General features: G+C 45.1%; 23 protein-coding genes and 1 riboswitch. Of the genes, 13 read left to right on the plus strand and 10 right to left on the minus strand.

Features of this window, described 5'->3' with window-relative positions:
• Nucleotides 1–85: 85 nt before the first annotated feature.
• The 3 genes from BLT94_RS04030 to BLT94_RS04040 are packed head-to-tail and all read left to right on the plus strand — an operon-like array spanning nt 86 to nt 2,483.
• On the plus strand, nt 86–436 hold the full coding sequence (locus tag BLT94_RS04030; protein WP_092230684.1) for a cupin domain-containing protein: 351 nt from the start codon (nt 86–88) through the stop codon (nt 434–436).
• Entirely contained in the window at nt 433–2,058 is a 1,626-nt protein-coding gene (locus tag BLT94_RS04035) for a hypothetical protein (protein WP_092230687.1), read from the plus strand. Before BLT94_RS04030 ends, BLT94_RS04035 begins: the two co-directional genes overlap by 4 nt.
• 14 nt (nt 2,059–2,072) lie before the next feature.
• Nucleotides 2,073–2,483: a hypothetical protein gene (locus BLT94_RS04040; RefSeq protein WP_092230696.1), complete on the plus strand. Its 411-nt coding sequence runs from the start codon at nt 2,073–2,075 to the stop codon at nt 2,481–2,483.
• 53 nt (nt 2,484–2,536) lie between these two features.
• Here the strand turns inward: BLT94_RS04040 and BLT94_RS04045 are convergent, their stop codons facing one another.
• Both BLT94_RS04045 and BLT94_RS04050 read right to left on the minus strand, forming a co-directional pair.
• Nucleotides 2,537–3,325 carry a glycosyltransferase gene (locus BLT94_RS04045; protein WP_092230699.1) on the minus strand — a complete coding sequence of 263 codons (789 nt, stop codon included), beginning with the start codon at nt 3,323–3,325 and terminating at the stop codon, nt 2,537–2,539.
• Complete coding sequence (locus BLT94_RS04050; RefSeq protein WP_175530261.1) at nt 3,304–4,149, minus strand: sulfurtransferase; 846 nt, start codon at nt 4,147–4,149, stop codon at nt 3,304–3,306. Before BLT94_RS04050 ends, BLT94_RS04045 begins: the two co-directional genes overlap by 22 nt.
• Between BLT94_RS04050 and BLT94_RS04055 the strand changes: the two genes are divergently transcribed.
• Nucleotides 4,133–5,476, plus strand: coding sequence for a glycosyltransferase 87 family protein (locus BLT94_RS04055; protein ID WP_175530262.1), 1,344 nt, complete (start codon nt 4,133–4,135; stop codon nt 5,474–5,476). The two genes, BLT94_RS04050 and BLT94_RS04055, sit on opposite strands and share 17 nt — an antisense overlap.
• Here BLT94_RS04055 and BLT94_RS04060 read toward each other — a convergent pair.
• Entirely contained in the window at nt 5,460–6,299 is an 840-nt protein-coding gene (locus tag BLT94_RS04060) for a hypothetical protein (RefSeq protein WP_092230709.1), read from the minus strand. The genes BLT94_RS04055 and BLT94_RS04060 overlap by 17 nt on opposite strands.
• Before the next feature lie 172 nt (nt 6,300–6,471).
• Between BLT94_RS04060 and BLT94_RS04065 the strand changes: the two genes are divergently transcribed.
• Together BLT94_RS04065 and BLT94_RS04070 are read left to right on the plus strand one after the other, a co-directional pair.
• Nucleotides 6,472–7,980 (plus strand): glycosyltransferase, encoded by a 1,509-nt coding sequence (locus tag BLT94_RS04065; RefSeq protein WP_092230713.1) that lies wholly within the window; start codon nt 6,472–6,474, stop codon nt 7,978–7,980.
• A gap of 88 nt (nt 7,981–8,068) precedes the next feature.
• Nucleotides 8,069–10,096, plus strand: coding sequence for a sulfurtransferase (locus BLT94_RS04070; protein WP_175530263.1), 2,028 nt, complete (start codon nt 8,069–8,071; stop codon nt 10,094–10,096).
• A 189-nt stretch (nt 10,097–10,285) separates the two neighbouring features.
• Here BLT94_RS04070 and gdhA read toward each other — a convergent pair whose 3' ends face one another.
• Nucleotides 10,286–11,635 carry an NADP-specific glutamate dehydrogenase gene (gene gdhA, locus BLT94_RS04075; RefSeq protein ID WP_092230719.1) on the minus strand — a complete coding sequence of 450 codons (1,350 nt, stop codon included), beginning with the start codon at nt 11,633–11,635 and terminating at the stop codon, nt 10,286–10,288.
• A 408-nt stretch (nt 11,636–12,043) separates the two neighbouring features.
• On the opposite strand from gdhA, the gene BLT94_RS04080 reads away from it, so the two are divergent.
• Nucleotides 12,044–13,003: a MaoC family dehydratase gene (locus tag BLT94_RS04080; RefSeq protein ID WP_092230722.1), complete on the plus strand. Its 960-nt coding sequence runs from the start codon at nt 12,044–12,046 to the stop codon at nt 13,001–13,003.
• A 27-nt stretch (nt 13,004–13,030) separates the two neighbouring features.
• Here BLT94_RS04080 and BLT94_RS04085 read toward each other — a convergent pair whose 3' ends face one another.
• The 3 genes from BLT94_RS04085 to BLT94_RS04095 form a co-directional block, all read right to left on the minus strand.
• Nucleotides 13,031–13,237 carry a hypothetical protein gene (locus tag BLT94_RS04085; RefSeq protein ID WP_092230725.1) on the minus strand — a complete coding sequence of 69 codons (207 nt, stop codon included), beginning with the start codon at nt 13,235–13,237 and terminating at the stop codon, nt 13,031–13,033.
• 13 nt (nt 13,238–13,250) lie between these two features.
• Nucleotides 13,251–14,129: a substrate-binding domain-containing protein gene (locus BLT94_RS04090; RefSeq protein WP_092230728.1), complete on the minus strand. Its 879-nt coding sequence runs from the start codon at nt 14,127–14,129 to the stop codon at nt 13,251–13,253.
• A gap of 333 nt (nt 14,130–14,462) precedes the next feature.
• The gene (locus BLT94_RS04095; RefSeq protein WP_092230731.1) at nt 14,463–15,680 is read right to left on the minus strand and encodes a nucleotide-binding protein; all 1,218 of its coding nucleotides are present in this window, start codon (nt 15,678–15,680) and stop codon (nt 14,463–14,465) included.
• A 335-nt stretch (nt 15,681–16,015) separates the two neighbouring features.
• Nucleotides 16,016–16,217: riboswitch (cobalamin riboswitch) on the plus strand.
• Between the two features lie 73 nt (nt 16,218–16,290).
• Here BLT94_RS04095 and trpD point away from each other — a divergent pair.
• Genes trpD through cobT form a run of 3 tightly spaced genes read left to right on the plus strand, consistent with a single transcriptional unit; the run spans nt 16,291 to nt 19,734 of the window.
• Complete coding sequence (gene trpD / locus BLT94_RS04105; RefSeq protein WP_092230736.1) at nt 16,291–17,394, plus strand: anthranilate phosphoribosyltransferase; 1,104 nt, start codon at nt 16,291–16,293, stop codon at nt 17,392–17,394.
• Between the two features lie 29 nt (nt 17,395–17,423).
• Nucleotides 17,424–17,624 (plus strand): hypothetical protein, encoded by a 201-nt coding sequence (locus BLT94_RS04110; protein ID WP_092230739.1) that lies wholly within the window; start codon nt 17,424–17,426, stop codon nt 17,622–17,624.
• Nucleotide 17,625: 1 nt separating this feature from the next.
• Entirely contained in the window at nt 17,626–19,734 is a 2,109-nt protein-coding gene (gene cobT / locus BLT94_RS04115; RefSeq protein ID WP_092230742.1) for a nicotinate-nucleotide--dimethylbenzimidazole phosphoribosyltransferase, read from the plus strand.
• A gap of 107 nt (nt 19,735–19,841) precedes the next feature.
• On the opposite strand, the gene BLT94_RS04120 is transcribed toward cobT, so the two are convergent.
• Nucleotides 19,842–20,342 (minus strand): ATP-binding protein, encoded by a 501-nt coding sequence (locus tag BLT94_RS04120; RefSeq protein ID WP_281243345.1) that lies wholly within the window; start codon nt 20,340–20,342, stop codon nt 19,842–19,844.
• 316 nt (nt 20,343–20,658) lie between these two features.
• Here BLT94_RS04120 and BLT94_RS04125 point away from each other — a divergent pair, with 316 nt between their 5' ends.
• Genes BLT94_RS04125 through BLT94_RS04135 form a run of 3 tightly spaced genes read left to right on the plus strand, consistent with a single transcriptional unit; the run spans nt 20,659 to nt 21,933 of the window.
• A complete protein-coding gene (locus BLT94_RS04125) occupies nt 20,659–20,970 on the plus strand; it encodes a type II toxin-antitoxin system MqsR family toxin (protein ID WP_175530264.1) in 312 nt (103 codons plus the stop codon).
• Between the two features lie 28 nt (nt 20,971–20,998).
• Nucleotides 20,999–21,505 carry a type II toxin-antitoxin system MqsA family antitoxin gene (locus BLT94_RS04130; RefSeq protein ID WP_092230751.1) on the plus strand — a complete coding sequence of 169 codons (507 nt, stop codon included), beginning with the start codon at nt 20,999–21,001 and terminating at the stop codon, nt 21,503–21,505.
• Nucleotides 21,505–21,933 carry a protein-export chaperone SecB gene (locus tag BLT94_RS04135; RefSeq protein ID WP_092230754.1) on the plus strand — a complete coding sequence of 143 codons (429 nt, stop codon included), beginning with the start codon at nt 21,505–21,507 and terminating at the stop codon, nt 21,931–21,933. The genes BLT94_RS04130 and BLT94_RS04135 overlap by 1 nt, the downstream gene beginning before the upstream one ends.
• Before the next feature lie 382 nt (nt 21,934–22,315).
• Here the strand turns inward: BLT94_RS04135 and BLT94_RS04140 are convergent, their stop codons facing one another.
• Nucleotides 22,316–25,465 carry an efflux RND transporter permease subunit gene (locus BLT94_RS04140; RefSeq protein ID WP_092230757.1) on the minus strand — a complete coding sequence of 1,050 codons (3,150 nt, stop codon included), beginning with the start codon at nt 25,463–25,465 and terminating at the stop codon, nt 22,316–22,318.
• Nucleotides 25,462–26,823 (minus strand): efflux RND transporter periplasmic adaptor subunit, encoded by a 1,362-nt coding sequence (locus BLT94_RS04145; protein WP_092230760.1) that lies wholly within the window; start codon nt 26,821–26,823, stop codon nt 25,462–25,464. The genes BLT94_RS04140 and BLT94_RS04145 overlap by 4 nt, the downstream gene beginning before the upstream one ends.
• Between the last annotated feature and the right edge of the window lie 11 nt (nt 26,824–26,834).

Here is a 26,834-nt window from a genome sequence, read left to right on the forward strand (position 1 = left end):
GATCTGCAGTTAAAAAAAGAGAGCTTAAAAAGCTTTTTAACAATATTTTTGATCAGCAGCAAGAAACCTATGGGGAGAATTACAAATGAAAGTGGTCAATTATAAAGATGTATTGCCGGTTGTCATGTGCAATGAGACGGTTAAAAACGTTGCCGGCAGGGTCATGATCGGAAAACAAGACGGAGCAAAAAACTTTTGCATGAGAGTTTTTGAAATGGGCAAAAACGGGTATACCCCCAGGCACACCCATGATTGGGAACATGAAGTATTTGTCCACACAGGCACAGGAGAAGTGCTTATAGAGGATCATTGGCATCCCTTGTCAGAAGGATCGGCCATATTTATTCCGGCAAACATAGAACATCAGTTCAAAAACACATCGGACAAGACCTTTACCTTTGTCTGCCTGATACCATCGGGAGCGCCTGAATTATGACAACCCCAAGATCCTGTGTGGGAGAGGACGCCCGGTTTATCGTAGGAATTCACAAGCCTGATTTTGAAGTGAAAAACTTAAGAAACCATGACCATATTGCATCTCTCGGGCAGCTTGAAGACGGCACGATAGTTGACAACCGTGTCAATTTCCCCGATGCGGATCTTTATGAACCCTGTGCAGACATTATTTATGAAATTGCCAACCCGTTTCCCTTCAGGGGCACCACATATATCAACTCTGCATGGGCCGATGTAAAAGCTGAACACCCCGAGACCATAGGTATCTCAAAACCGGCTCCCTGCTCTTTGCTTCAAAACTTTGAAAAGTTCCAGGCAAATAAAACCACGGGAATCAAAAACAAAAAAGCCCTTCTGGACATTCTGCCTCATCCGCTTACCATTGCACTGGCCCAGGCATCCACAGACCCCGAAGAACTGATGCTTCTGGCAAAAAAATCCTGTCGTATCCTGTTTGATCCTGATAATCAGAGTCCTGCCGGGATCGGATATACAAAGGATCAAAACGACAAGCGGATCCCGGAAATCCATGACCATGAACTTTTTGAAGTGCTTGTGAACAACCGGTATCTTCCTGATGACTATAAAAATGCCCTGGTGCTGAAACCTGGGGTACAGGGAAACAATGAAATTACAGGCGAATATCTGTCTGAAGACGGGAAAACCCATGTATTTGAATACCTGAGACGAAATTCCTATATTCCCTGGGGCCATTTTGCATCAAACATGGCCAATGACGCCATCCGGTACAGGGCATTGGATCTTTGCGATGAAGACATGAAAGGCATTCGTCATTTATACTACCAGCGCGCCTTTGTAAGAGTTGCTGCCGGGCTTGGCATTTGTCTGCCCGACAAAAAAGCATGCTTAACTCAAAACCGGCTTGAAGATCTCAGGAAGGCCCTGCAGGCAAAACTCAACCAGACCCCGGCTCCTTGCCTGGAATTTGACAATACCCTGTGGGGATGGAACTTTGGATTCGGATATGCCCAGTCCGGCCACAGGCTGCATGCCTCCCACCAGATGATACACCAGCAAAATGCCATGATCCCGAAACTTGTTCAAACCGATTCAGGTCAAACAATACCGTCCTTTTCCTGCGGTGACCTTATCAAGGATTTTATAAGGCAGTACAAAGATGCAACAGGCAAAGGATTTTTCAAAACCTATTTAAAAGCAATTAAGCACAACACAAGAACGGACGGCAAAACAGGCAATCCCTCTTCCCTGGTCCTGATGGAAGATGACCAGGTTATTTTATTTGTGCCCAAGGCCCAGATAAGTGAATGGGAACTGCAGCTTATGCCCAAAACCGCTTGCGGTAATATTATTGAAGCAGACACCAAGATGAGAAACTCTCTGGACAAAGCCATCCTGACCGCCGTAAAAACCCTTGAATCCCTTGGGGCACAATTTGTAACCTCCATTGAATTTTCAAAACGGTTTGATTCAAAAATTCATGATCAACACATGTTGTATTCCTTTATCCCGAGACTTCCCTATGCGCCCGATACCTTTTCCGAAGCCCAGTTAAGATGGATCAGCGGATGTTATCCCGAGGATTTTGCCCATGCCTGTCGAATGACAATCAAAAATCTTTAACAAAGGAAATAAAAATGATTCTGCATGATTTTATTTATGAATGGGACGGAAAAACAACCAAAGGTGAAAAGCCGGTTTCATGGTGGCCTGGATCATACCATGTTAAAATTGTTAAACTGGGAACCGATAAAAACAACATCAGCTACCTTGTGCCCATTGCCGTTATCTTGAAAAATGCCAAAACCCAGCCGAGCATGATGAATACATCATTAAAAAACTATATCCATAATTTTGCCCAAAAGCTGTCAAAAGAGTATAATCTGAATATCAGCAAGACCCTCTGGATTGAAATAGATGATAAAATCAGGGTGGCTGTTTTAACCCCTGTTCAAAAAAATGTCCCTGAAACACTTTATTCCATATCCTGGCGGTCTATCCGGCCCAACGAACTTGCGATGATCAAACCCTATATTTCTGACATGTGAAAATTGTCCAAAAAATCATATTTAAAAAGCAGCATTTCCCAAAGGTCAAATTATCAATTTTGTGGAGGTTTTCCATAGTAGGACTCGAAAAAAAAGCCGGAATCAGGATTTTTACCCAACCTCTTCACCAGGTAGTGAAAGAACAGCCTTATGATCAGGAATGCGTTTGCGCTGCCCTTTTTTTCCCACCGTCTGGCAGAAACTTCTGCCCTTTTATTCAGATATACCAGCCGCCCCAGAGAACGAAGACGGATGGAAAATTCCACATCTTCCATCAATGCAATGGCGGGAAAAAGATCCAGTCGAACCACCGGACCCCGGCGAAAAAACTGCACCTGATCACCAAAGCTAATCCCGGTGAAAAGAACACGTACATGGTTCAGGTATTCAATGATCCTGCAGCGGATACGGGTGGCACAAGAAGATGAAGCCGTGGAGAATCTGCTGCCAACTGCCCCGCCAATGGCACGTTTTTCGGCATTCAATATTCGCAATATTGAACCAAATACCGGCAAAGGCACCCGGGTATCGGCATGAACTATTGCCACCACATCCCCCCGTGCTTTCATAATACCGACTCGAATCTGCCCTCCCCGGCCGCCCCCGGCCCCATAAGGCAAGTTGTGCAAAAATGTCCGGGCTCCGGCTGACCGGGCTTTGGACAGGGTGTGATCCACGGAACCGCCGTCAACCACAATGGCTTCAATCACATGGGGAGAGCGCAGCGCAATTTTCACGCAGCTTCCAATGAAGGCCTCCTCATTAAGAGCCGGAATCACAACTGAGATGGTGCGGCATGGACGAGCCCCCTCCTCTGGAATCATGGTATGAGAGTGTCCCATGCCTCAGTGCCTCCTTCAAAATTCCGGGCCATGGGCAGTTCGGACAGTTCATGTACCATCCACGCATATGCGGAACGAATGCCGCCGGTGCAATAGTAGACAACCGGTTTTTCCGGATTAATACCATGTTTTTTCAGCAGCTGCAGGGTTTCAAGCCTGTCCAGGGGAGTATGGTCCACACCATTTATAAATTTTTTCCACGGTATATGCACAGCACCTGGAAGATGACCGAAAAACCATTCCCGGATTGACCGAGTATCCACCAGTTGAATTTTTTCTTTTTCCTTAAAAAGGGCTTTGGCAGAAATGTTCAGTTCGTGATGCAAAATGGGAACATACACTGTGCCGGCTTCATTCTTCTTTTTACCTGCCGGTGTATGGCGGGAGTATGATTCCAAGACAAAGCCGTTGCGCTCCCATGCCTGAACCCCTCCCGACAAAAGCCGAATGGGGCCTGAATGGCCCAGCCAACCAAGCATCCAGCATATCCAACCCTCGCCGCCCCAACTTTTGTCGGCATCGCCATATACCACAACCGGCGTATCCCGGCTAATTCCTAAATTTCCAAGGGCTTCGGCCAGCCTGTCCTGAGACAAGATCCTGAATTGAATGCCGTTTTCATCCGTATGCGTATGGGTTTCCCAGCTAAAAGAAAAAGAACCGGGAATATGATTGGTTTTCCATGCATTTTCCGGGCGGCCGTCAAGGATCATCCAACCTGCAGTATTTTGTTTGAGTTCCAAAGCATTGATAAGTCCCAGGTCAGATGCTTGACAGACAAGAGGCACTCTGGTAACAGCAGCAAACATGAGAACTATAACCATTGCCGGCAACCTCCGCAGGCTTAGCAAACCAATCAGTGTTCTGATCCCTGTTGCCGTATTTTTACTTTTTACAAGACTTGCCATGGAACCGGACCTCTCCAGATCCATTCCTCTTCTATTAATTATTTGCGGTATCATTGTTATCCTCCTTGCCTTGACACAATATCTCGCCGTCCAATGGTCATTTTCATGGTCTGTTCCGCTCATCATCGGCATAGCTATTTTTATCCGGCTGATCTTTATCCGGGAACCGCCTGTGCTGTCTGACGACCTGTACCGCTACCTGGTAGACGGCCAAGCCATTCTCCGGGGAATCAGCCCCTATGCCATGGCTCCTGAGGCAGCTGATTTCCTGCCACCTGACATGGCGAATCTGCCCGAACTGGTCAACCACAGCCACCTTATCACTCTCTATCCCCCGGCAGCCCAGATCGTGTTTGCAGCCGGAGCCACCATGGGAATCCTGATTGACCCGCTTATCGGTATGAAGCTGGTCCTCTGCATCATGGATATATGCACCTGTATGATGATGATTACCCTGGTTCGTTCATTGGATATACCAGCCTGCCGGGTAATCCTCTATGCATGGAACCCCCTGCCCGTAATGGAGATTGCAGGGTCAGGCCATATTGACGGTGCTGCAGTCTTTTTTTTTACGGCTGCCCTCATGCTAACCAGCCGGGCAAAGACGGGGATATTCACCGGCGTGTTCATGGCATTGGCCATCCTCACCAAATGGATACCCCTCATGATTCTTCCCGCCTGGCTGCTGCTGGTGCCGAACAAAAAGAGGGCAACAGCCCTGGCATCAGCCCTCTTGACCTCCGGAATTTTAACCGCCCTGTTCTGGCCGGAGCTGACAAACGGCATTGCAACCCTGGGGCAATACCTGCGTCACTGGGAATTTTCAGGCTTTGTGTTCAGAAGTCTGCGCCAATTAAGCGGATCTGGAATCATTGCCCGGAGCATTGTGGCAGCCCTGTTTACAGGAATTGTCGGTGTGCTTTTTATCCGGCACGTTTTTTTTCATACATCCAGAAAAAATATTTTTGCTTATCTGGCTGTCGTCTCAACGGCCTTTCCAATGCTATCCCCAACGGTTTACCCCTGGTATGCCCTTTACCCTGCAGCATGCCTCTCCTTTGTCCAGACTCCTGCCGTGCTGATCTTATCCTGGTCGGTGTTGCTATCCTACCGCATCCTCATGGTACGGCATACCACGGGCCTGTGGATCGAAGATGATCTGACTCCCCTGCTTATCATTGCGGCCCCGGCAGCAGCCATAGCCATCCAGGGCATTGTTGCCCGTTTTAGTATGCGGCAATAAACGAAAAGCTGACATTATCCCCGGCAGCTGTATTCTTACCATAGATATCGGTACGGTATCCAAACTCCAGACTCCATGGGCCTGACAGTTTAAACCCCAGGGCCAAGTCAAGCTTTCCAAGATCATAATTCAATGTGGCAGTGGGATTTGCGTTGTAATCCAAAATGGGGTCATCGTTGTTTATCCCCAGAATACCGTCAAGCTTTACCCTGCCGTAAATTTTCTTTGTCATGTCGATCCCCAGTTCCAAAAGATACCTGAACTCATCCGCTGGTTCTTCCGCACGCAAACGGTATCCAGCCTCGATATTCACATATCCGGGCAAAAAAGGGTAAAGTGATTTGCCATACAGGAGCCTGAATTCCGTATCATACTGGCTGTTGCCCAGTGCCACTGCCTCGTCGTCATCGTAGAGTTCGGGAATCTTAACCAGTGCCTGGGCAGAAACCACACCAAAATCACCCGAAACAAGACAATATTTTAACCCCATATCCAGATCGGAAAAACCTGTGGTTTTATTGATAATGGTATCATCTTCAGATTTCAGCCATTTGTAAGAGACCGATCCCAGAACGGTGATTTTATCTGTAATGCCGTATTCCACATAATAGGCAATATTGGTATCGGAAAAATCACCATTGGCCGGGAACTCATTTTTATCTCCTGAGTCATTAAAAGCTTTTTCAGCGTCATATATATTGAATGTTAGCTTGTTATAAATAGCTCCCTTTTTGGCAGTCCATGCCCCGGCAAACACGGAACCTGTTGACAACACGACCATAATCAGAATCCATGACATCGTTTTTAAAATAATTTTCATCATCTTATCCTTCTTTTTCGTTTTAGCATAATGATTGTTAAAGTTTATGAAAATAAGTGAGGCATTCCAACGTGTCCAATTGATTATACCGATCCGGAATACACACGCTATTGACACAGGCTATAATGAAGGCCAGCATTGATTTTAAGATCTGCTGCATGATATAGACCCGTCCATGATGGAATATTTTTTAGACATCCTGACCTTGCTTCATTTTTCCGGTATTGCAGGACTTGCACTGTACGGTATTCATCGGATATGGTTTCTTATCTGCTGGCTGAGTATCCGATTGATCCGGAAAAACAAGCTACATGGAACAAAGCCACCCGCACTGGACGATCACCCCAAGGTGACTGTGCAGGTGCCTCTCTATAACGAACCCCTTGTGGCTGAACGTGTCATTGACGCTGTTGTTCGCCTTGACTGGCCACAGGAAAAGCTTGACATACAAATACTGGACGACTCCACTGACGTCACTCGGGAAATTGTCCTGAAAAGGGTTGCCAAATGGGCTGATATAGGCGTTCCCATTCAGCTAATAAGGCGGACCGGCAGGGACGGCTATAAGGCCGGAGCGCTCCGGAACGGCATGGCGCTCTGCAAGGGGGAATTCATTGCATTGTTTGATGCGGATTTCGTGCCTGATCCCGATTTTCTGGAAAAAACCATTCCCTGGTTTAACAAAAAAAATGTAGGTATGGTCCAGGCAAGATGGACATTTATTAATGCAAATCAATCATGGCTCACACGTCTTCAGGCCCTGCTATTAAGCCCCCATTTCAGTATCGAACACCAGATACGCTCAGACCGGGGTTTGTTCTTCAATTTTAACGGCACTGCCGGCGTATGGCGCAAACAGGCCATTGAAACTTCCGGCGGATGGCAAGATGATACGGTCACCGAAGATCTTGACCTGAGTTACCGCGCCCAGATAAAAGGATGGCGCTTTCTTTACCTGGATCATGTTTCAGTCCTGTCGGAACTTCCCACAACCCTTTCCCACTTCCGGGCACAGCAGGAACGATGGACAAAGGGTGCTGTCCAGACGGCAATCAAAATTATTCCTTCACTGCTTTGTTCTCCTCTTTCCCTGAAAATCAAACTGGAGGGAATGGCCCATCTCATGGCCAATCTCTGCTGGTTGTTCGCCCTGGTGGTGACACTGACCCTTTACCCGGTAATCATCCACCGCATCAACATCGGCATATACCAGATCCTGTGGTTTGACCTGCCCCTGTTCATGTTCTCCTCAGGGGCCATCATCTGCTATTACCTTATGCATTCGCTGATGACCGGTCACCGGCGTTTTGCCTGGATCATCGGCATTCTGCCTCTTTTGAGCATCGGCCTTTCTCCCTGTTTTTCACGCTGCGTGTTCCAGGGCATTTTCCAAAAAGGAGGTGAATTTATTCGCACTCCAAAACTTGGACTGTCCCATACAAGAGGATCTGCTCAAGATTTATTCCATTCCTGCGCCAATGATATCTGGGCCCTGCTGGTCAACGTACCGTTCATGCTCTACTCATTGCTTCCCCTTACCCTTACCTGGCAACAGGGAACATGGGTTGCCCTGCCTTTTATCAGCCTTTTTCCCATGGGATTTTTTCTGGTAATTGTTGTGGATCTTTACAACCTTATCAAAGGGTATTGGCATGACCTATTAAAACCCTGTGATACATCATGATTATCAATTGGTATTTTACTTTACCCCATGCCATATTCCTTTCATTTTTTTTAAAAGCTATCAAATGAAAGAAAAGGAGTATAGTACCATGAAGAGACACCTTGCCGTCTTTTTTACCGTTGTTACAGGGATGTTTCTTATTGCCCTGACTTGCCTTCCAATAGGATGCAACAGTTCCAGCAGCACCTCCAAAGCCGCCCCAAGCGACGCACTCACCGGGGACTCCACCTTATTCCCCAACGCCCACCTGCTGGCTTCCGCCCAGTTTCTTCTGGACAACGGCGCACAAGATACCGGCAAATCATCTGCCAATACCAACCCCGTAATAATTGACACCCGCTCAGCCGAGGAATATAACCTGGGACACATACCCGGTTCCATTAACGCTGTATGGGAAGATTTTGTTCTGTGGAATGATCCGCCTGAAAAAGCAACACTAAAACCTGTTGACGATCTTGAAGCCGATCTGGGGGCACTGGGCCTGACAAGGGATACCGCCATTGTGATCTATGATGACACCCTAACCTCATGGGGATCATCCGGCCGCATCTTCTGGATGCTGGAATATCTGGGATGCACAAATGTTAAAATTCTAAACGGCGGCTGGGACAAATGGGATGCAGACGGCCTACCTGTACAGGAATCAACTGTTTCACTTTCTCCGGCTGTTTTCACAGCACAGATAAATTCATCCATCAGCAAGGATAAAGAGAATATCATAACCAGGATGGGTGAAGCTGATTTTGTAACAGTAGATACCCGCACCGACGAAGAGTACAACGGCTGGACTCTTTACGGTGAAGCCCGGGGCGGACATATTCCTGGGGCTATACAGCTTCCCTATGAATGGTATTTCAACGAGGATCATTCCATCCTAAGCCATGCCGACCTTACCACTCTTTTAGAATCCCGAGGAATCACTGAAGAAAAAGAAATTGTTGCCTATTGCACAGCGGGAATCCGCAGCGGCTTTTTCTACTTTCTTGGCCGGCTGATGGGCTACAGCCGTGTTTCAAATTACGATGCATCCATATGGGACTGGGCAGCTGAAAATGCAGATGACTACCCAATGGTAAAATTGGAAAATTATCAAAAACTTGTGTATCCGGACTGGCTTGACAGCGAGATAAAAACAAATCCTGATATCGTCATTGTCGAAACAGGATGGGGAGCGGCTGGTGATAACTACAACAGCGGACATATTCCAGGGGCGATCTGGGTTAACACCGATGAAATAGAATACGATTGTTTCAACGCCAGGGACAGCTGGCCCGTGGATGCTGGAGACCCTCCCTGCTGGGACCGCAGTACCAGTGAAGATGAAGACCTTGCCAAAGATTTGGCCCCGGATGACAGCCTGCCGCGCAACTGGTGGAATATCTATCCAGACCAATATTTGCTTCCCGGCATTGCATATATGGGCATAAACAAAAATTCAAAGGTTGTGATCTACGGCGATGACATAACCGCTGCCGCAAGGCTTTTATGGACCCTGTTATATGCAGGTGTAGAAGATGTGCGTCTTTTTAACGGCGGAAAAAATGCATGGACATATGCTGGATATCAACTGGAAACAACAGCAGTTGAACGTAAGCCCGTATCTGAATTCGACCCGGACAATCCCGGCAGGACAACAGCCCTTCATCCTGAATACAAGGTTGATATTCCCTATGTGCGGGATGTGGTGAACGGTATCCAAACCAATGCCGTGATCGTTGATATCCGCTCCAAAGATGAATACGATGGCAAAAGCGCCCCCTACGGGTATATTCCCACAGACGGAAGAATTCCAGACGCTGTGTGGGGTCTTGCCGGAACCAGTCCCTGGACCATGGAAGACTATACAGATGCAGCAGACGGCAGCCTGAGATCATTTGATGAAATAAAAGAGTTCTGGGATTCTAATGGGATCACGTCGGACAATCATTTGAGTTTTTATTGCGGTACAGCCTGGCGCTCAAGCCTTGCCTGGTTCTACGGTTACCTGATGGGATACCCGGAAATCAGCAATTTTGACAGTTCCTGGTTTGAATGGAGTATGGGCGAAGGATCTGCCTATGCCGGTGCAGATCCTGTCCTGAACCCCGTTGTGGATGATGATCCGGCACTTCCCTGACAAAACATAATTAGCAAGGATAGAATTGATGCATCAACAAAGGTGCATCTACAAAGACGCATCAAAGGTTAAATACTCAAAGTATTCAGCCTTTGATGCACTGCAAAATATAAAACAAAAAACAAACGATTTCATTCAAACTATAAAATTCAGAATCCTTAGTTTATCCAGACAAACAATCATGACAGATCAAACAATCCCCTGATCCATCATTGAATCCGCGACTTTAATAAATCCGGCAATATTGGCACCATTAACATAGTTGCCGGGAGTTCCATATTCTTCCGAAGCCAAAAGACATGATGCATGAATGCTTTGCATGATGGATTTAAGCCGGGATTCCACTTCCTGCCTGGACCACCTGATTCTCATTGAATTCTGGGACATTTCAAGCCCGGATACGGCGACACCGCCGGCATTGGCTGCCTTGCCGGGTGCATAGAGTATTTTATTGTCAAGAAATATATCAATCCCGTCCGGCATGGTGGGCATGTTCGCCCCTTCACTGACCATATAGACACCATTGTTCACCAGATTCTGGGCATCTTTTGCATTGATTTCATTTTGAGTGGCACTGGGAAACACACAGTCAGCCTTGTGATTCCATAACGGGTTGTGGTCAGTCCCCGCATCAAAAGCCGTATAGACCGCTTTGGGATATTTTTCGGCATACTCCTTGATCCTTCCGCGTTTGACGTTTTTCAGGTACATGATATATTGAAGTTTGGCGTCATCAATCCCTTTTTCATCATAAACATATCCGGAAGAATCTGAAAGCGTTAGCACCTTTGCCCCCAGATGGTTCAGTTTTTCAATGGTATACTGGGCAACATTGCCGGAGCCTGAAACAAGACAAACCTTGTCCTTAAGGCTTTGTTTACGGGTACTCAGCATTTCATCGGCAAAAAACACCGAACCATAACCGGTTGCTTCCGGCCTGATAAGGCTTCCGCCCCAGTTAAGACTTTTGCCGGTCAGAACACCGGAGAATTCATTTTTCAATTTTTTATACATCCCGAAAAGGTATCCGATCTCTCTTCCGCCAACACCAATGTCCCCTGCCGGGACATCCGTATAAGGGCCTAAATAACGAAACAGTTCGCACATGAAACTCTGGCAGAAGCGCATGACTTCATTGTCTGATTTGCCTTTGGGATCAAAATCCGATCCTCCTTTTCCACCTCCTATGGGCAAAGTGGTCAATGCATTTTTAAAGACTTGTTCAAATGCAAGAAATTTCATAATGGAAAGATTTACAGAAGGATGGAAACGCATTCCTCCCTTGTAAGGCCCTATGGCGCTGTTCATCTGGACTCTGAAGCCTCGGTTGACTCGAACCTGCCCCTGGTCATCCATCCAGGGAACCCTGAACTGAACCACACGTTCCGGCTCAATGAGTCTTTCCATAATACCTGCATGACGGTATTCGGGATTCCTGTCCAGAACCGGCTTTACCGACTCAATCACTTCTGTGACCGCCTGATGGAACTCTTTTTCAAATGGATCTCTTGCCATTACAATATCAAGTATTGAATCCATTTTCCGCCTCCTGTTAAAATAAGTGTTAAATTCAACTTTCGGGCATAGGCTTGTGCCACCTTGATTTGCCAACAACAAAGGTTGAAAGTCACTGTTTGGATCTTTATCGTTTGCATCCCGGTCGTAAGAGCAGTACAAGATACAATGGTAATAAATTTCATTTCATAGAGGATCGGTTTGTCAGACTATAAATATTTTTTTCGCTGGATTAAGGCTTTTTTTGATTTAAAAACCAAATTAATCTTTAATTAAAATAACACTTTTCATGATCAAATAACACTTTTTTATTAAACAGCAACGGTCAGATATGGCCATTTTATGCTATAATCAGGTCACATTGGTTTGCACACAACAAAACATGAAAGTCATTATTGACTTCCCCCTGAGCAAGGATAAATTAAAAACCCTATGAAAAATAATCCGCCAATTATAGACATTCCACTGACCGGGTCTGAAACCATTTTTGAGATAAAAAAGAACCCTTCCTTTAAAAGCCAAATGGGTTTTATTTTTCTCAAGGCCGTGTTGATTTCTCCTTTTCGCACCAATACGATTGCAGATAATGCGATTATGAAAACCACCCGGATGATCCTGAAAAATTATTTACCTGATAAGCAGCGAATCAAACAGTATCGAAACGTCTGTGCATTTTCAGAGGACAACAGGATTGATATCATACCCATATCCTATTTTCAGACACTTTTTATCGGGCTTATAGGCCGGTTTATCACCTCTTGTTTTTTTCCGGTTAATCCATTGGGGCTGATCCATATTTTTCAGTCTTTTGAACAAAAAAGAGCTGTGACAACCAATGAAATTCTTGATCTTGCCTGCATCCTTTCAGGTGTTAGAAAAACTCCAAAAGGCATTGAAACCGATTTTACTCTGGAAGTGATGTCAGGCAAAACTCTTGTATGGCAGGGTGTCTCAACTTTTTTAACCAAAAACCGTGTAAACAAGAAAAAACCATCAAAGAAAAAAAGTGACATCTTTTTAGCCAAAAAAGAGACCATTTTTGTGCCATCAGAAACCGGCAGAAAATATGCAGCCGTCTCAGGGGATTACAATCCCCATCACCTCCACACGTTACCTGCAAAACTTTTTGGATTCAAAAGAGCCATTGCCCATGGCATGTGGAGCTTAGCAAGGGTTACAGCAAGCCTTGACAGGGAATTTGGCATTCAGGATGCCGCCATGATTGAAGCGGCTTTCAAACTGCCGATTTTCCTGCCCGCAACAACTATTCTGGGGTATGACCGCCAAAACCATACACAAGGCCATCCGCCTATTGTTCATTTTGAACTCAGAGACAAACACCAGGGACTGCCCCATTTAAAAGGAAGATTGCTGTATAAAAATCAAGGTTAAGCGCTATGAGATTTATCTGTTTTGATTCTATTTTTCAATTTCAAAAACCAAATCATCATGCGTTTTAACAGATGCTAAAAGTGCTTTGCTGAATTCATCGGGATTTAAAGAATTTTCATCCACAAACATGGCAAATGGATTTGAAGACAATGTTTTCCTGTCCGGCAGAACCGTGCTTTTTCTATTAAAATCAACCGGTATCACATTGTCCGGAAATTTTCTGAGTTTACTCACTATAAGTCTCCTTTTAATGGTTGTATTGTTTGGCATATTCTGCATCATTGTACATAGCTTCACCATATAAGCCTTTCCCGTATTCACCAATAATTTTCTGACCTTGTTTTGACGCAAGAAAATCAATAAATTTTGAAGCAAATTCTTGAGACTTGCCATTCCCGACGGGCTGGCAAAGGCCATGGTAAGTATTGATTAAAACAGGATCTCCTTTAAACAAAACTTTCAAATTTTTAATATCTTTTTTACCAGCCACCCAGGTTGATGAATCTGTCATAAAATACCCGTTTATCTGATCCGCTTTTTTCAAAGTGGCCATCATAAATGTTTTTGTGATAATATACCAATTGCCTTCATACCAGTCCCCTTCAGGATCAATGCAGGCTTTTTTCCAGATGGCAAGTTCCTTTTTGTTGGTCCCGGAATTATCACCTCGCGAAAGAAAGTTTGATTGGCTTTTTGCAATCCTGGCATAGGCATCAGCAGCACTTTTTGCATATGCAATGCCTGCCGGATCACTTTTGGGACCAACTATATAAAACTCATTAGATCCGATAAGAACTCTTTTAATGGCCCAGCCATCTTTAACAGCCTGTTTTTCAGCAGCTGGCGCATGAACCATAGCAATATCCACTTTTTTATTTTTGAGAAGCTCTAAAGATTTACCCGACCCTGCCTTTATCCAGCACATGGATGTGTTGTGTTCTCTGTTAAACACTTTGGCAAGCTCTTTTAGCAAACCCAGTTCACCAGGACTGCCGGTAGCCAATTTAACTGAAAGAGTTCCATTTCCATAGGTTGCTTTGCAGGTATCTGCTTGGCAGATTCCAGCCAGAATTAAAACAAATAAAATCAATAAGAATCCCAATTTTATTTTTTTTGAAATTTTCATTTTATTATTCCTTTATCTTGTTTGTATTCAAGGAAATTTCAGCCTCCCGTCCTCACAGCTAAAAATAGCCTAATAGTTATATTATTGGTTTGTATTTGTCAATATATTCACCAATATTAAAAATATTGCGGCTTAAAGAGACTTATAATAACCAAAAACATCTTAAAAAGAGTTTAAGCCAATTGCAATTAGAAAAAGAATTTATTGGGAATGGTTATGAATTTATTTGAAGTTGCAAAAAATAAAAAAATCAAGCACCTTAACTCAAATATGGCAGCAGCTTCTGCAATCAAGTTCAGTAGCTTGGAAAAGAAGATATGCTTTATATATATCTTAAAGAATGATATTGCTCAGGAGAGTCTTTGATAGTCCGTCCAGCAAAATGGCAAAACTGCCGTTACTGTCTGTGGAAACCCATGGGACAAGAGTTCTGGCGCTTTTCTCAATGTCGGTCATAAACGGCAGGTTGCAAAGATGGTTTATATCAATGGTGAGGTTCTGCTTTGCCACCTGTTGAATCCTTTTTACAGGTTCAATGGCGGCATTTGCATCATTTGTCTTGTTTACAATGATGTGGGGGAAAAAACCTGAGATGGCCTGATTAACAATACCCAGTCCTGACGGACATTCCTGTTTGATTTTTGCCCTGAAAACATTCATGTCTGATACCCCCCGCCCATTTTGAGGCAGGGTCATGTCCTGGATAAGATTTTTTAAAACACCGGTTGTTTCTCCTGAATAATCCGACTCTGGCCCAAACAAACGATTCAATTTTCGATATAAAGCCACTTTGATGAATGTATAGGCGTCCAGATATGAGGCAGGATCGCATGTTGTCATCACAACACCCTGATCTGCTGCAAGAAAAAAATCAAGCATGTTATAGGAGGTATCACCTCCCAAATCAATGACAACACAATCGGCATCAATTGTTTTTATCGCTTTCAACAATTTGAGTTTTCGGGCAAACGGAATATTACCGGCTCCCAGCCTGCCGCTGTCGCCGCCGATCAGGTAAGGGCCGAAATCAGTTTTTTCCATGATATCTGAGATGCCAAGCTCTTTTTTATCAAAAAAATCATTGATATTCTTTTTTATACGGGTCTTGCCAAGATACAGGTGCAGATTAGCCCCTCCCAGATCGAGATCCACGGCAACTGTTTTCAGTCCTTTGTTGGACAGGGAAACGCTCAGATTGGCTGTGACCAAGCTTTTTCCTATACCGCCCTTTGCTCCGCCTACAGCAATAACAACCGGTCGCTTTTGAGGTTTATTCTCCGGCTGTTTTACATCCGTAGGCCTGTAATCATGGACTCTTTGCGACAGATACTCATAAGATTTTTTTATTTTGATGAAACGTTCTTTTCTTTTCAAAATCATTGCTTCTGTTTCATTGCCATGAAGATCCGGATGGTACAGCTTTGCTTTTTCCCTGAATGCTTTTTTAATCATGTTGCGGTCGAGGCTTACAATAAAAGAATGATCCCTGGCATGAATGGGAGAAAAAAGATAAGCACATGCTATTTGAAGCTTGTGCAGTTCATGATCCATCGGTTCCAACTACATCCTCACAGGTTATTTTTTTTCATATAACTGCCACGGGCAAACTTGACCTTTTTATAGTACAATCTGGTCACCTTGGTTTGCCCACAACAAAAATTGAAAGTCTTTGTATGATTTTTTTTAAGACCTTCATATAAACGGCCATGGCAATATAATAATTCGGTAATTTTAATACAATCTTTACAAAAAAGCAATCGCAGCGGCATTTCACAATGCGATTGCCAAAGACAAAAGGCGATAAAAAAAGAAGGTTGCTGTAGTTGGAGCAGATTGCTGCAGCAGGAGGATTATGGATTGACAAAATAACGCCCGGAAAGGTATAACCTTTTTTAAGGTATCAAGGTGCCGGGATTGCCGATATGGCCTTCCCAAGGTTAAAAGGAAAGACGGTGCAAATCCGTCACATGCCAGCCGTTGCCGTGATCGGGGACAAAAACTGCAATATGTCACTCTGTTTAAAAGGGGAAGACGCAGTGATTAGGATGATCCGTAAGTCGGAAAGCCTGCCTTAATGCTGATTTACAGGATTCTTTGCTGGAACAAGATCCTTTTGAATAAAATTATGATTATTAATCAGTGATTATTCAGGAGATCTATTATGTCCCAGACAATTAACAGGGAATTCGGAACAATTATCACCCGCCTTATCCAAAAAGAAAATCTCACCCGAAATGAGGCAAAACAAGCATTTGTTTGTGTTTTAAACAATACAGTCACCGACATGCACCAGGGTGCTTTCCTGGCAGCGTTGACCGCCAAAGGCGAAACCAAAGAAGAAGTGGCAGGTTCCTGGGAGGCCATTTATGATCTTGACACAACCAAAGTAAAATTAAACCATGAGATCAAAACCGTTGACAACAGCGGCACTGGAATGGACACCTTTAAAACATTCAATATCAGCACTGCCGCCTCCATTATTGCGGCTTCAGGCGGCATCCCCATGGCAAGGCACGGTGCCAGGGCCATCACATCAGTGTGCGGAACCGTTGACATGGCAGAGGCCCTGGGTGTTGATGTGGAATGCACGGCTGATATTGTTGCCAAAAGCATTGAAACCGCAGGTCTTGGCCTGTTTAACGGCATGAGCCCCCATATTCACCCCATGGCATTGGGCCGCATCCTGTCTCAAATCTATTTCGGGTCCACCCTTAACATTGCCGCATCCCTGGCCAACCCGGCCCTGCCGTCCATCGGGGTAAGGGGCGTATATTCAAGGGAAATGATCCGGCCTGTGGCAGATGTCATGCAGGAAATAGGCTATCAAAATGCCATTGTTCTGCACGGTTCCATTGAAGACTCAGACAAGGGAATGGATGAAGCCTCGGTCTGCGGAATAACCCATTGCGCGCAAATCCAGGAAAATAAAAAAACAAACGAGTTTACCATTGACCCGAAAAAGCTGGGCCTTGCCGTGAAAAACCATACAGACCTGTCGCCTGAACAAGACATTGAAACCGAATCAAAACGTTTTGCCGCCCTGATCAACAACCAGGAAAACAGTGCCAGAAAAGACGCGGCACTGCTCAATGCAGGCCTGATTTTCCTTGCTGCAGGAAAAGCCAAAGATGTGGAAGACGGAATCCAACAGGCAACAAAACTTCTGGAAGCAGGCACAGCATTTGAAACCCTTGAAAACTGGGTAAAAGCTCAAAATACAGATCCTGAAAAAGGACTAAAAAAACTTCACCGCCTAATGCAATAAAACGGACGCAATAAAAAGGGAATAATAAAATGGAACTTTTGATTATCAAATCCGGTAAAAGCTATATCCGGTTCAAGGATGACGATTACCGGCTGGTAAAACTCGAAAAAGCCAGCGTCTTTCCTTTTAAGCAAATGAAACTGGTCCGGCAGCATGAATTCTGTCTCAAAGAAAACGGATTTAACAATGTCTGCATAAAAAAACTCGTTCTGACGGAAGAGGAGTTATAACATGAAAATGGTGTTAACCGGCCTTGGCAAACTTGAAATCGACCCTGCCGAACAACAGACAGTCACCCCTGAAAAAGGGTATGCCCGAACCCGCGTCCTTTGCTGCGCCATCTGCCGCACCGATGCTAAAATGTGGGAACAGGGCCACAGGGATCTTGTTCTGCCAAGGGTTCTGGGCCATGAAATCGTGGTCACGGATCAGACCGGCCAACGCTTTGTTGTCTGGCCAGGGAAAAGCTGCGGCACCTGCGCCTTCTGTCAAACCGGTCGGGAAAACCTGTGCCAGGAGATGAAAATCACCGGGTTCCATACGGACGGCGGATTTGCCGACCATGCCGTCCTGCCAAAAGACAGCCTGATTCCCATCCCCGATGATCTGGCCTCCCATGCGGCCTGTTTTGCAGAGCCGGTCGGGTGCGTGATCAATGCCTTTGAAAAATTATCCGTCAGGCAAAATGACAGAATACTGATCTACGGGTCCGGCACCATGGGGCTGATCACGGCGCTTTATGCCCGGCACCTGGGGCTTGTACCCCAAGTCCTTGAAAAAAATGAAACAAAAATACACCATATTGCACCCTTTGTTGCAGCCACCGGTATTGCCTGCAACAAAGACACCCATGAGAGCGAATTTGAACTGGTGATCAATACCTGCGGGGATTTTATTGCCTTTTGCCAAGGCATTGCCAAGGTGGGCAAAGCCGGACAGATTTGCTTTTTCAGCGGGATTTCAAAGAACCAACACATTGAAACCAACCTGCTCAACCTGATTCACTACAAGGAAGCCGTAATGTCAGGTGTCTACGGCATGACACGGACTCACATGAAAAAGGCGGTGCCGTTCATGCAGGCCCATGAAAAAGAGCTGAATCTGCTGATAGAAGCCATTGTTGCCCCGCAAAAAGCGCCGGATCTCATGGCAGAGGTGCTGTCTGGAAAACACTTGAAATATATCCTTGATTTCAGCCTTGCATCAAACTCGCCAACCATTGAAACCCCGCAAAAAAGCCATACCCCGGACTTAAGGCTCAATGAGCTTGCACCCCAAAGCCTGTGCAAAAAAGTAATTGAACAGATCACCCCCCTGCCAAACCACCTGCTGGCAGCCGCCACCACCAAAATAGATGAAAAAACAAAACCCCTGGGCGCACTGGGCCGTATCGAAGATCTGGCAATCCAAATGAGCCTGATCCAGGACAGTCTGAACCCTGAAATCAGGCAGAAAAATCTGTTTGTGTTTGCCGGAGACCACGGGATTTGCGAGGAAGGCGTATCCGCCTATCCTTCCGAGGTAACAGCCCAGATGGTGGACAACTTTTTAAACGGCGGTGCCGCCATCAATGTGTTGTGCCGTCACCACGGCATAGAGATGAAAGTGGTTGACATGGGCGTCATCCGTGAATTTACCCCCCATCCCGGACTGATCATTAAAAAAGTGGCCAACGGAACAAAAAACTTTGCCATTGAAAATGCCATGACACGCCAACAGGTGATCCAGGCCCTGGAAAACGGCATGACAACCTTTCTTGACGCCTATGAACAAAACCCCATTGACATTGTAGGCGTCGGAGAAATGGGCATAGGCAACACCACTGCTGCTTCCGTCATCATTTGTGTCATCACCGGACTTTCACCGGCCCAGGCCACGGGAAGGGGAACCGGCATTGACGACAAGGGGCTGGCCCACAAAACAGAGGTCATTGAACGGGTCCTGGCCTTTCATACCATTGATCCGTCCAACGGGTTTGAGATCCTTCAAAAAATAGGCGGGTTTGAAATCGCGGGCATTGCCGGGGCAATTCTGGCTGCCGCCTCCAAAAAAACCGCAGTGGTTCTGGACGGGGTGATTTCAACTGCGGCAGGACTTGTGGCCCATGCAATAAACCCGAGCATCAGGGGGTATCTCATCTCCGGTCACAAATCTGCGGAACAGGCCCAGAAAGCGGCACTCTCCCAAATGGACCTTGTCCCACTGATTGATTTCAACATGCGTCTGGGAGAAGGCACGGGAGCTGCAATTGCCATTGACATGGCCGAGACAGCCTGTAAAATCATGACCCATATGGCCTCCTTTGACGAGGCACAGATCGCGAGATCTTCCATCAAATAATTTGATGGGATCATGATTTTTCCGGTTTAACCAGATTAAAATCCGATAGAATGGCGTAAAGGTTAAACTTAGATGCACTGTCTGTTAAGCTCAGCTAAACATGATCCTTATTTGTTTCCATCAATTTCAGATTGACTCACCAGAACTTTCCAATACCCTGCTTTAGCAGATCCAACCCGGTCAATAAACCCTGCTTCATGCAATTTTCGAATGGCCCTCTGAGTGGCTGAGTCGGACTTTTGGATCTTTTTGGCAATTTCAGGAATCGTCAGGTGTGGTTCTCTGGATAAAATTTTCAGTATCTGCACCAGCGTTTTCCCCGGCATTTTCCCCGGCGTTTTGGAAATTCCTTCCAGGTCGCCTGACCGTATATCCAATAATTCGACCCTGAAAAAATCCCCGGTCTCACTGATTTTGCAGGTCGCCGTCTTTAATTCGTTGAGTTTTTTCCTGATACGGATAAACCCGGTTCCGTATTTTTCAATATCCCCGGTCAGGTAAAAGGCTTCGACCAGAAGCTTGTTCCGGATGGAAGAAACATAATCATCTTTTTCCAGGGCTTTGAGAGTAAGATTGCCGAACAAGGTTCCCGGATTTGAAAAAATAATCCGGTTATCAAAAGCGAGCTTATCACGTTATAGTGCCCACCAGAGCTATGAAATTGACCCCCAACAATAAATCTACCAGTCCTCCCTGTTTTGAAATCATGGCCTGTGATCATGTTACCATCATTGAACAATTAATGAACTATTTCGTATTTTTTAGTGGAAAAACAACAATTCTATTGTTTCTGAATATATTTTTTTAGTACAGTCTCGATGCAGTTTAGTTATCGCTTTGATAAATATCAATAAAGTATCATTATGATACTTTGTGTTGACTTTGCAATGGAACAGTATTACATATTCAATTAGGGAAGCTTTTGTGCCAAGATTTGGAACCGCAACGTATGATTTATATGAAATACAAGATTTATTAAAAACACCTGGAAGCAGAATTATTACTCGGGAATGCTATCGAAACGCTGTTTCATTAGGTTATAGCAGTGAGGAAGAAATTGTTAACCGAGTTTTGCAACTTCGACCGTCAGATTTATACAAGACAATGGAGGCTGAATCAAAACCTGGTTTATGGCAAGACGTTTACCATTCGAATGAAGGGTCGATAACATTATATATCAAATTACAACTATCATTTAATGGTAAAGGAGTTGTTATCCAATTCAAGAGAAAATAAAAAGCACAACTCCATAGAGAGGTGAAAAATGTTTAAGCACAATGATATATGTCCAATATGTGGATCTGGAAAATTAAAAGAAAACAACGTAACAGAAACGTTTGAATATAAAGGGCAAATTAAAGAAATACAAAATTACGTTGTTTTTGAATGTTCAGAATGTAATGAAAGCGTTGTCGACCAAAAAACTTTAAAAAAGGCAGAGAAGATTCTAAGAGATTTTCATAGAGAAGTCGATGGATTGTTGACTTCTACTGAAATTAAAACCATTCGAAAAGCCTTGGGATTTACCCAAAAAGATTTTGGTTTAATTTTAGGTGGCGGTGAAAAAAGCTTTGCACGATATGAATCATGTGTAGTCACACAAAGCAAATCAATGGATAATTTAATAAGAATCGTGAATGAAAAGCCGGAAGTTATTGAAATAATCCAGAAGAACCAAGGCGCACATAATGGTACTTTTAATTTTTCAGAGACCTTTGTCTACCATTATAGTCAGAACAATGAACCTTTTCTTAAAATTGTTGGTGAATAATGTCAATTGAGAATCACTTTAAATTCATTAATTATAGGGTAACTAAATTAAATTATTCCCAGAATCAGGCATTTAAAAACAAATCTGTATCAAATGGAATAGAGATTGCTCCCGATTTCACAGTAAAATATAAAAAAAATGACAGCACACTTTTCATCGATTTATCTATAAAATTCGAAAACGTTAATACTCCCTTTTTTTTGACAGTAGTTTTAACAGGGGTGTTCGAATTAAAATTCCAAATTTCTGATGAGGAACTTGACAAATTGGCGAATATCAATCTGGCTGCAATACTATTTCCCTTTTTAAGGCAAGTAGTTGCTGATACAACAATGAAAGCGGGCTTTGCACCATTGTTATTACCTCCAATCAATTTTTCTAAAGCTTATATGAGCAAGCAGAAAAAGAAAGGAATATCTCTGGAATAGCAATTTTCTATTTCTTAAATTTTGAATTGAAAACCCAGGACTATGTCTACATCTCAACGCCCGAAACCATTTCTATTAGGGCGTTGACTTCTTTTTTCAGTTCTTATGATGATTCAGAATTATAGAGCGTTGCTTTGCATTCTTTGTACGTTGCCGTTAATCAGATTTTTTTCCTAAATGTCATTTTTAAATTTTTTGAGTGGATTCCTTGTGGCCGATCTTATGATCAAACTCCAAAAAGGGGAACGAGGAGTTTCCTCCCCTCTATATCCGGAATAACAAAAATTCCAGGCCCTGAATTGATTCAACGGTCTTTATCGCTCCGACAGCTCAAATCATTGGAGACGTTCATATCGGCAAACAATTTTCTGTCTGGTTTCACTCAGTCCTTCGCGGTGATCTGGACAAAATCAGTGCGGGAGACCGGTTTCACCAGGTTAAAATCCGCCAGGATGGTGTAAAGGCAGGGCACCACCACCAGCACCAGCAACGTAGACATCAAAAGTCCGAACACAATGGAGCAGGCCAGTGGAATCAGTATCTGGGCCTGTAAAGATCGTTCAGAAAGAAGTGGTAAAAGCCCGGCTATGGTGGTAACCGATGTCAGCATCACCGCCCTGAACCGCTCTCTTGAAGCCAATTTTCCCGCCTCACCCACGGATTTACCCAAAGCGGTATGCAGTTTGATAAACCCCACCAGAAGGATGGAATCATTCACCACAATACCGGCCAGGGACACAAACCCCATAATGCTGGGCATGCTGATATCAAGTCCCATGAGAATATGACCCCAGACAACACCGATAAAGGCAAATGGAATGGTAATCATTATCACCAGGGGTTCCTGGTAGGATCTGAACTGAAAACTCAACAAACAAAACACCCCGAAAACACCGATACCAAGCGCCTTTACCATACCGCCCATTGACGCTTTCATCTCCTTTTCCTGGCCCTCAAGCCCGATAATAATATTGGGAAATTGTTTTTTCAATTGCGGCAGAAACCTGGCCTTTGTATCAGCTATGATATCGGCTGCATTGGCCACCCGGGTGTCCACATCCCCTGTTATCGTAACCGTCCGGTCAGCATCCACCCGCTTGATCCCGGAATAGCCCCGGCTGTAGGTAATGGATGCCACTGTGTTCAAAGGAACCCGTTCGCCTTTGCCGTCCATGAGATAAAAATTTTCAAGACTGGACACACTGTTCCGGTCGGCACCTGCCATGCGAATATTGACTTCATAGGAGTCATCCCCCACAATCACTTCGCTTGCCGTGGCACCATAAAAAGCGGCTCTCAATTGTTTTGAAACGATTTGGGCATCAAAACCCCTGATTTTAGCGCCTTTTTTAAGTTTTACCTGAATTTCAGGTTTGCCTGGCCGAAGATCATCATACAGATCCGACACGCCCTCATAAGCATAAAACCAGTTGATCAGCTGTGTGGAGGCCTGTTTTAATTCATCCAGGCTATCTCCCTTAAGCCGGATTTCAATGGGAAGCCCACCCGGCCCTATAACAGGCTCCTTGAACGCGACGGCAATGGCATCCGGGATATCCCCTGCCAGGGTTCGCCACAGACCGATAATATCATCCATGGTACTGAATCTTTTTTCAGCGCTCAACAGATCCAGGGATATCGTTGCCACATGAGCGCCCTTTTCCCCTGCATCCACATTGGTGTTGTACAATACGCCGATATGCTCCACCAGATCTGCCTTGCCCGGCTGGGAAGGAGCAAGCCGGTCATTCATCTTTTGGGCCGCAGCAACCAGCTGGTCCACATAAAATTGCGTTCTTTCAAGGGGAGTTCCCTGGGGAAAAAGAACCCTTGCCTGCAGCACATCCCCTTCGATATCCGGAAAAGCCTGGGTTTTCAAACGCCCGCCCGCAATCATGGCAACAGAAGCAATAAAGGCAAAAATCACAAGCCCGATGAACAGATACCTGAAATTTACTGCCGCATCAACAATCCGCCCCAGAAACTTTTCCTTCAGCCAATTGACTCCGTCGTCCATCTTTTGGCGGTATGTTTTTTTCTGCAAGCCCGGCACCCGCTTTGAAAGAGAATGTGACAGGTGATGGGGAAGAATCAAAAAGGCTTCCACAAGACTCACACAAAGAGTCAGGATCAACACCACTGGAATGACATAAAGAACCTTTCCAATATCTCCTGCCATACTCAAGGCTAAAGATCCAAAAATAAACACCGTGGTTAAAAAAGAGGAAAACACACCTGCCGCAACTTCACAGATACCGTCCACCGTGGAGTTAAAAATAGTTTTACCTTTGTCAAGGTGGGCGGAAATATTCTCGGCAATTACAATGGCATCATCCATGAGCAGCCCCAGGCCGATGAGCAGCCCGACCATGGAGACCATGTTGATGGAAAGCCCCAGGTGCTTCATAAAGAAAAAGGTCAGGAAAAACGAAACCGGCAGTCCCATGGCCACCCAGAAGGAAAACCCAAACGGAAAAAAAAGCAGCATGGCTAAAAACACGAGAATCAAACCGACCACAGCGTTCTTGATCAGCATTTGAAGGCGGTCCCGGACAATCTTGGACACGTTCTGGGTAACGGAAAAAGAAACCCCGGACGGGGCACGAGCCTGCTCTTCCTCCAGAAAGGCCGCCACCTCATCCATTATTTTCAAGGCGTCTTCAGACTTGGTCTTGTTGATCTGAAGAAGTCCGGCCCGTTTTCCGTCAAACAGGATCTTATCCTCATCATCCATAAACCTGTCAAAAATTTTTGCAATCTCCCCCAGACGGATTTCAGCACCACTTCTCGAAGATACCACAATGAGATTTTCCAGGTCATGCAAAGTTTTTCTTTCTTCTGAAAACCGGATCAAAATATCCGAATCCCGTGTTTCCAGGCTTCCGGCCGGCAGATCCACATTCTGGGCGGCCACAGCACCCTGGATGTCCGACACGGAAAGACCCAGCCGCATCATGTTATAAAAAGGGATCTCAATTAAAAATTCATGGTCTGAAAATCCCAGGATCTCCACCTGAGAGACCCGGTCAAGGCGCTTTAGCCGGTCTTTTAAATCTTCACAATAAAATTTCAAATGCAATGGACTCATGGGTCCGGTTACAGCAACAGACACAACCGGATCTGTCCGGTTAACCCTTTTTACAATCACATCTTCCACTTCGACCGGGAAATCATTGACAGCCTCAACTTCGGTTTTGATATCATTAAAAAACTCAATAATATCATTATCTTGTGCCATTTCAACCACAACGGAAGCCCGATTTTCCATGGCCGTACTCTTGATCTCGGCAATATTGCTCACACTGTCAATGGCATCTTCAATGCGCCTGCACACAGAGGATTCAACATCATCTGCTGTGGCACCTGGATAGGCCACCGAAATTTCAACCGCATTGATTGAAAAATCAGGAAAAGTTTCCCGTTTCAAATCAGTGACTGATACGGCACCCAGGGCGATAAACAGCAGCATCAAAAGATTGGATGCCGTGGGATGGGCGCAAAAATAGGAGATAACCTGTTTAAATGCTTTCATCGCTGAATCGCCTCCCCAATGGCCTGTTGTTTCAACAGCGTCACCACCTCTTGTGCCAAAACAGGTTTCAACCGCATCCCTTCCACTGCAGGCACCAGATCCGCCAGCACAAGCGTCTCTCCAGCCTCAAGTCCTTGCGACAAAACCGCCACATCCGCCATATAAAACTCAATGTTCACCGGCCGGATCTCAAGCCGATTTTCAGGGGTACAGATATAAAGTTTTTTGTCATGGATAGCACTTCCGGGCACTACAAACCGGTCCGGCATGGATCTGCCTTTTAATTCAACTTCCACATACATATTTGTGACCAGGGGCGGGCGTTTGCCCGGAATCACATTTTCATAAGGTTTGTCCACAGTGATATAGATGGTAATGGCTCCGGTCTTAAGATCCATGGATTCGCTTGTCCTGGAAAAAATGCCTTCCCACTCAATGGGTTCCCGCCCGTCCAGGGGAAGTCTGACCCTGGCGGTAATGCCGATGGCCCGTCGGATGGTTTCCATATCCGGCAACTGCCCAACAGTGCCCTCATATTTTCGGGGCAAAAGGGTCATAAAACTCTTTGGCGTCAGGGAAACAGGAATTTCCGCCCGGTCAACGCTTTCAGCTTCCACCAGAACGGTTCCGGCGGCTGCAAACTGGTAAAGTTCAATATTCACAACCGACAGGCGGCAGTCAAAAGGAGCCCGAATTTCAGTCCTGGCAACATCCAGTCTGCGTTCTGTTACCATGGATTCACCCGATTTTTTCTGAGCCAGCAGCGCCTTTTTTTGTGACGGGATCAGGTCCAGGGTGTTCTGCAAGTTGTTAACAGTGGTCTGGTGGGCCAGAAAAATTCTTTCTTCCTTTTCAAGATCAGACGCGGAGATATATTCATTTGCAAATAATCCGCGCTTGCGTTTCAGCTCCTGGCCCGCACTGGCAAGAGATTTTTTTTCAATGGCCAAAAGACGTTCCGTGTTTTTCCGGGACTGCTCCAATTCTTTGAGCCTTGCATCCAAGTTCATCAGATCCGCCACCCCCCGGGTTTCTGCCAGGCCGTAGGAGGTGGTGTCAATTTTAAACAAAACCTCGCCCTTTTTTATAAAATACCCTCTTTTAAGGTTCTGGTTCACATTGACAATTTTCCCGCTGACCTCGGAAATTGCCTGCCAGGTACGGTCTGCCTCAACATACCCATAGGCCGTGATCCGTGGAATAACTTGCATTTTTTCCAGAGGGATCACCCGGACAGTCTGAACCCTCTCTTTGTTCTCAAGACGGACCGGTGCTTTTTTATTCATTTTCATTACGGCAAACAAAGCAATCCCGCAGACAACAGGGATAATGATCAACAGCTTTTTCAAGATTTTCATAATTTTTTCCT

It is taken from the genome of Desulfobacula phenolica (genome assembly GCF_900105645.1).
Taxonomy (GTDB): Bacteria; Desulfobacterota; Desulfobacteria; order Desulfobacterales; family Desulfobacteraceae; genus Desulfobacula; species Desulfobacula toluolica.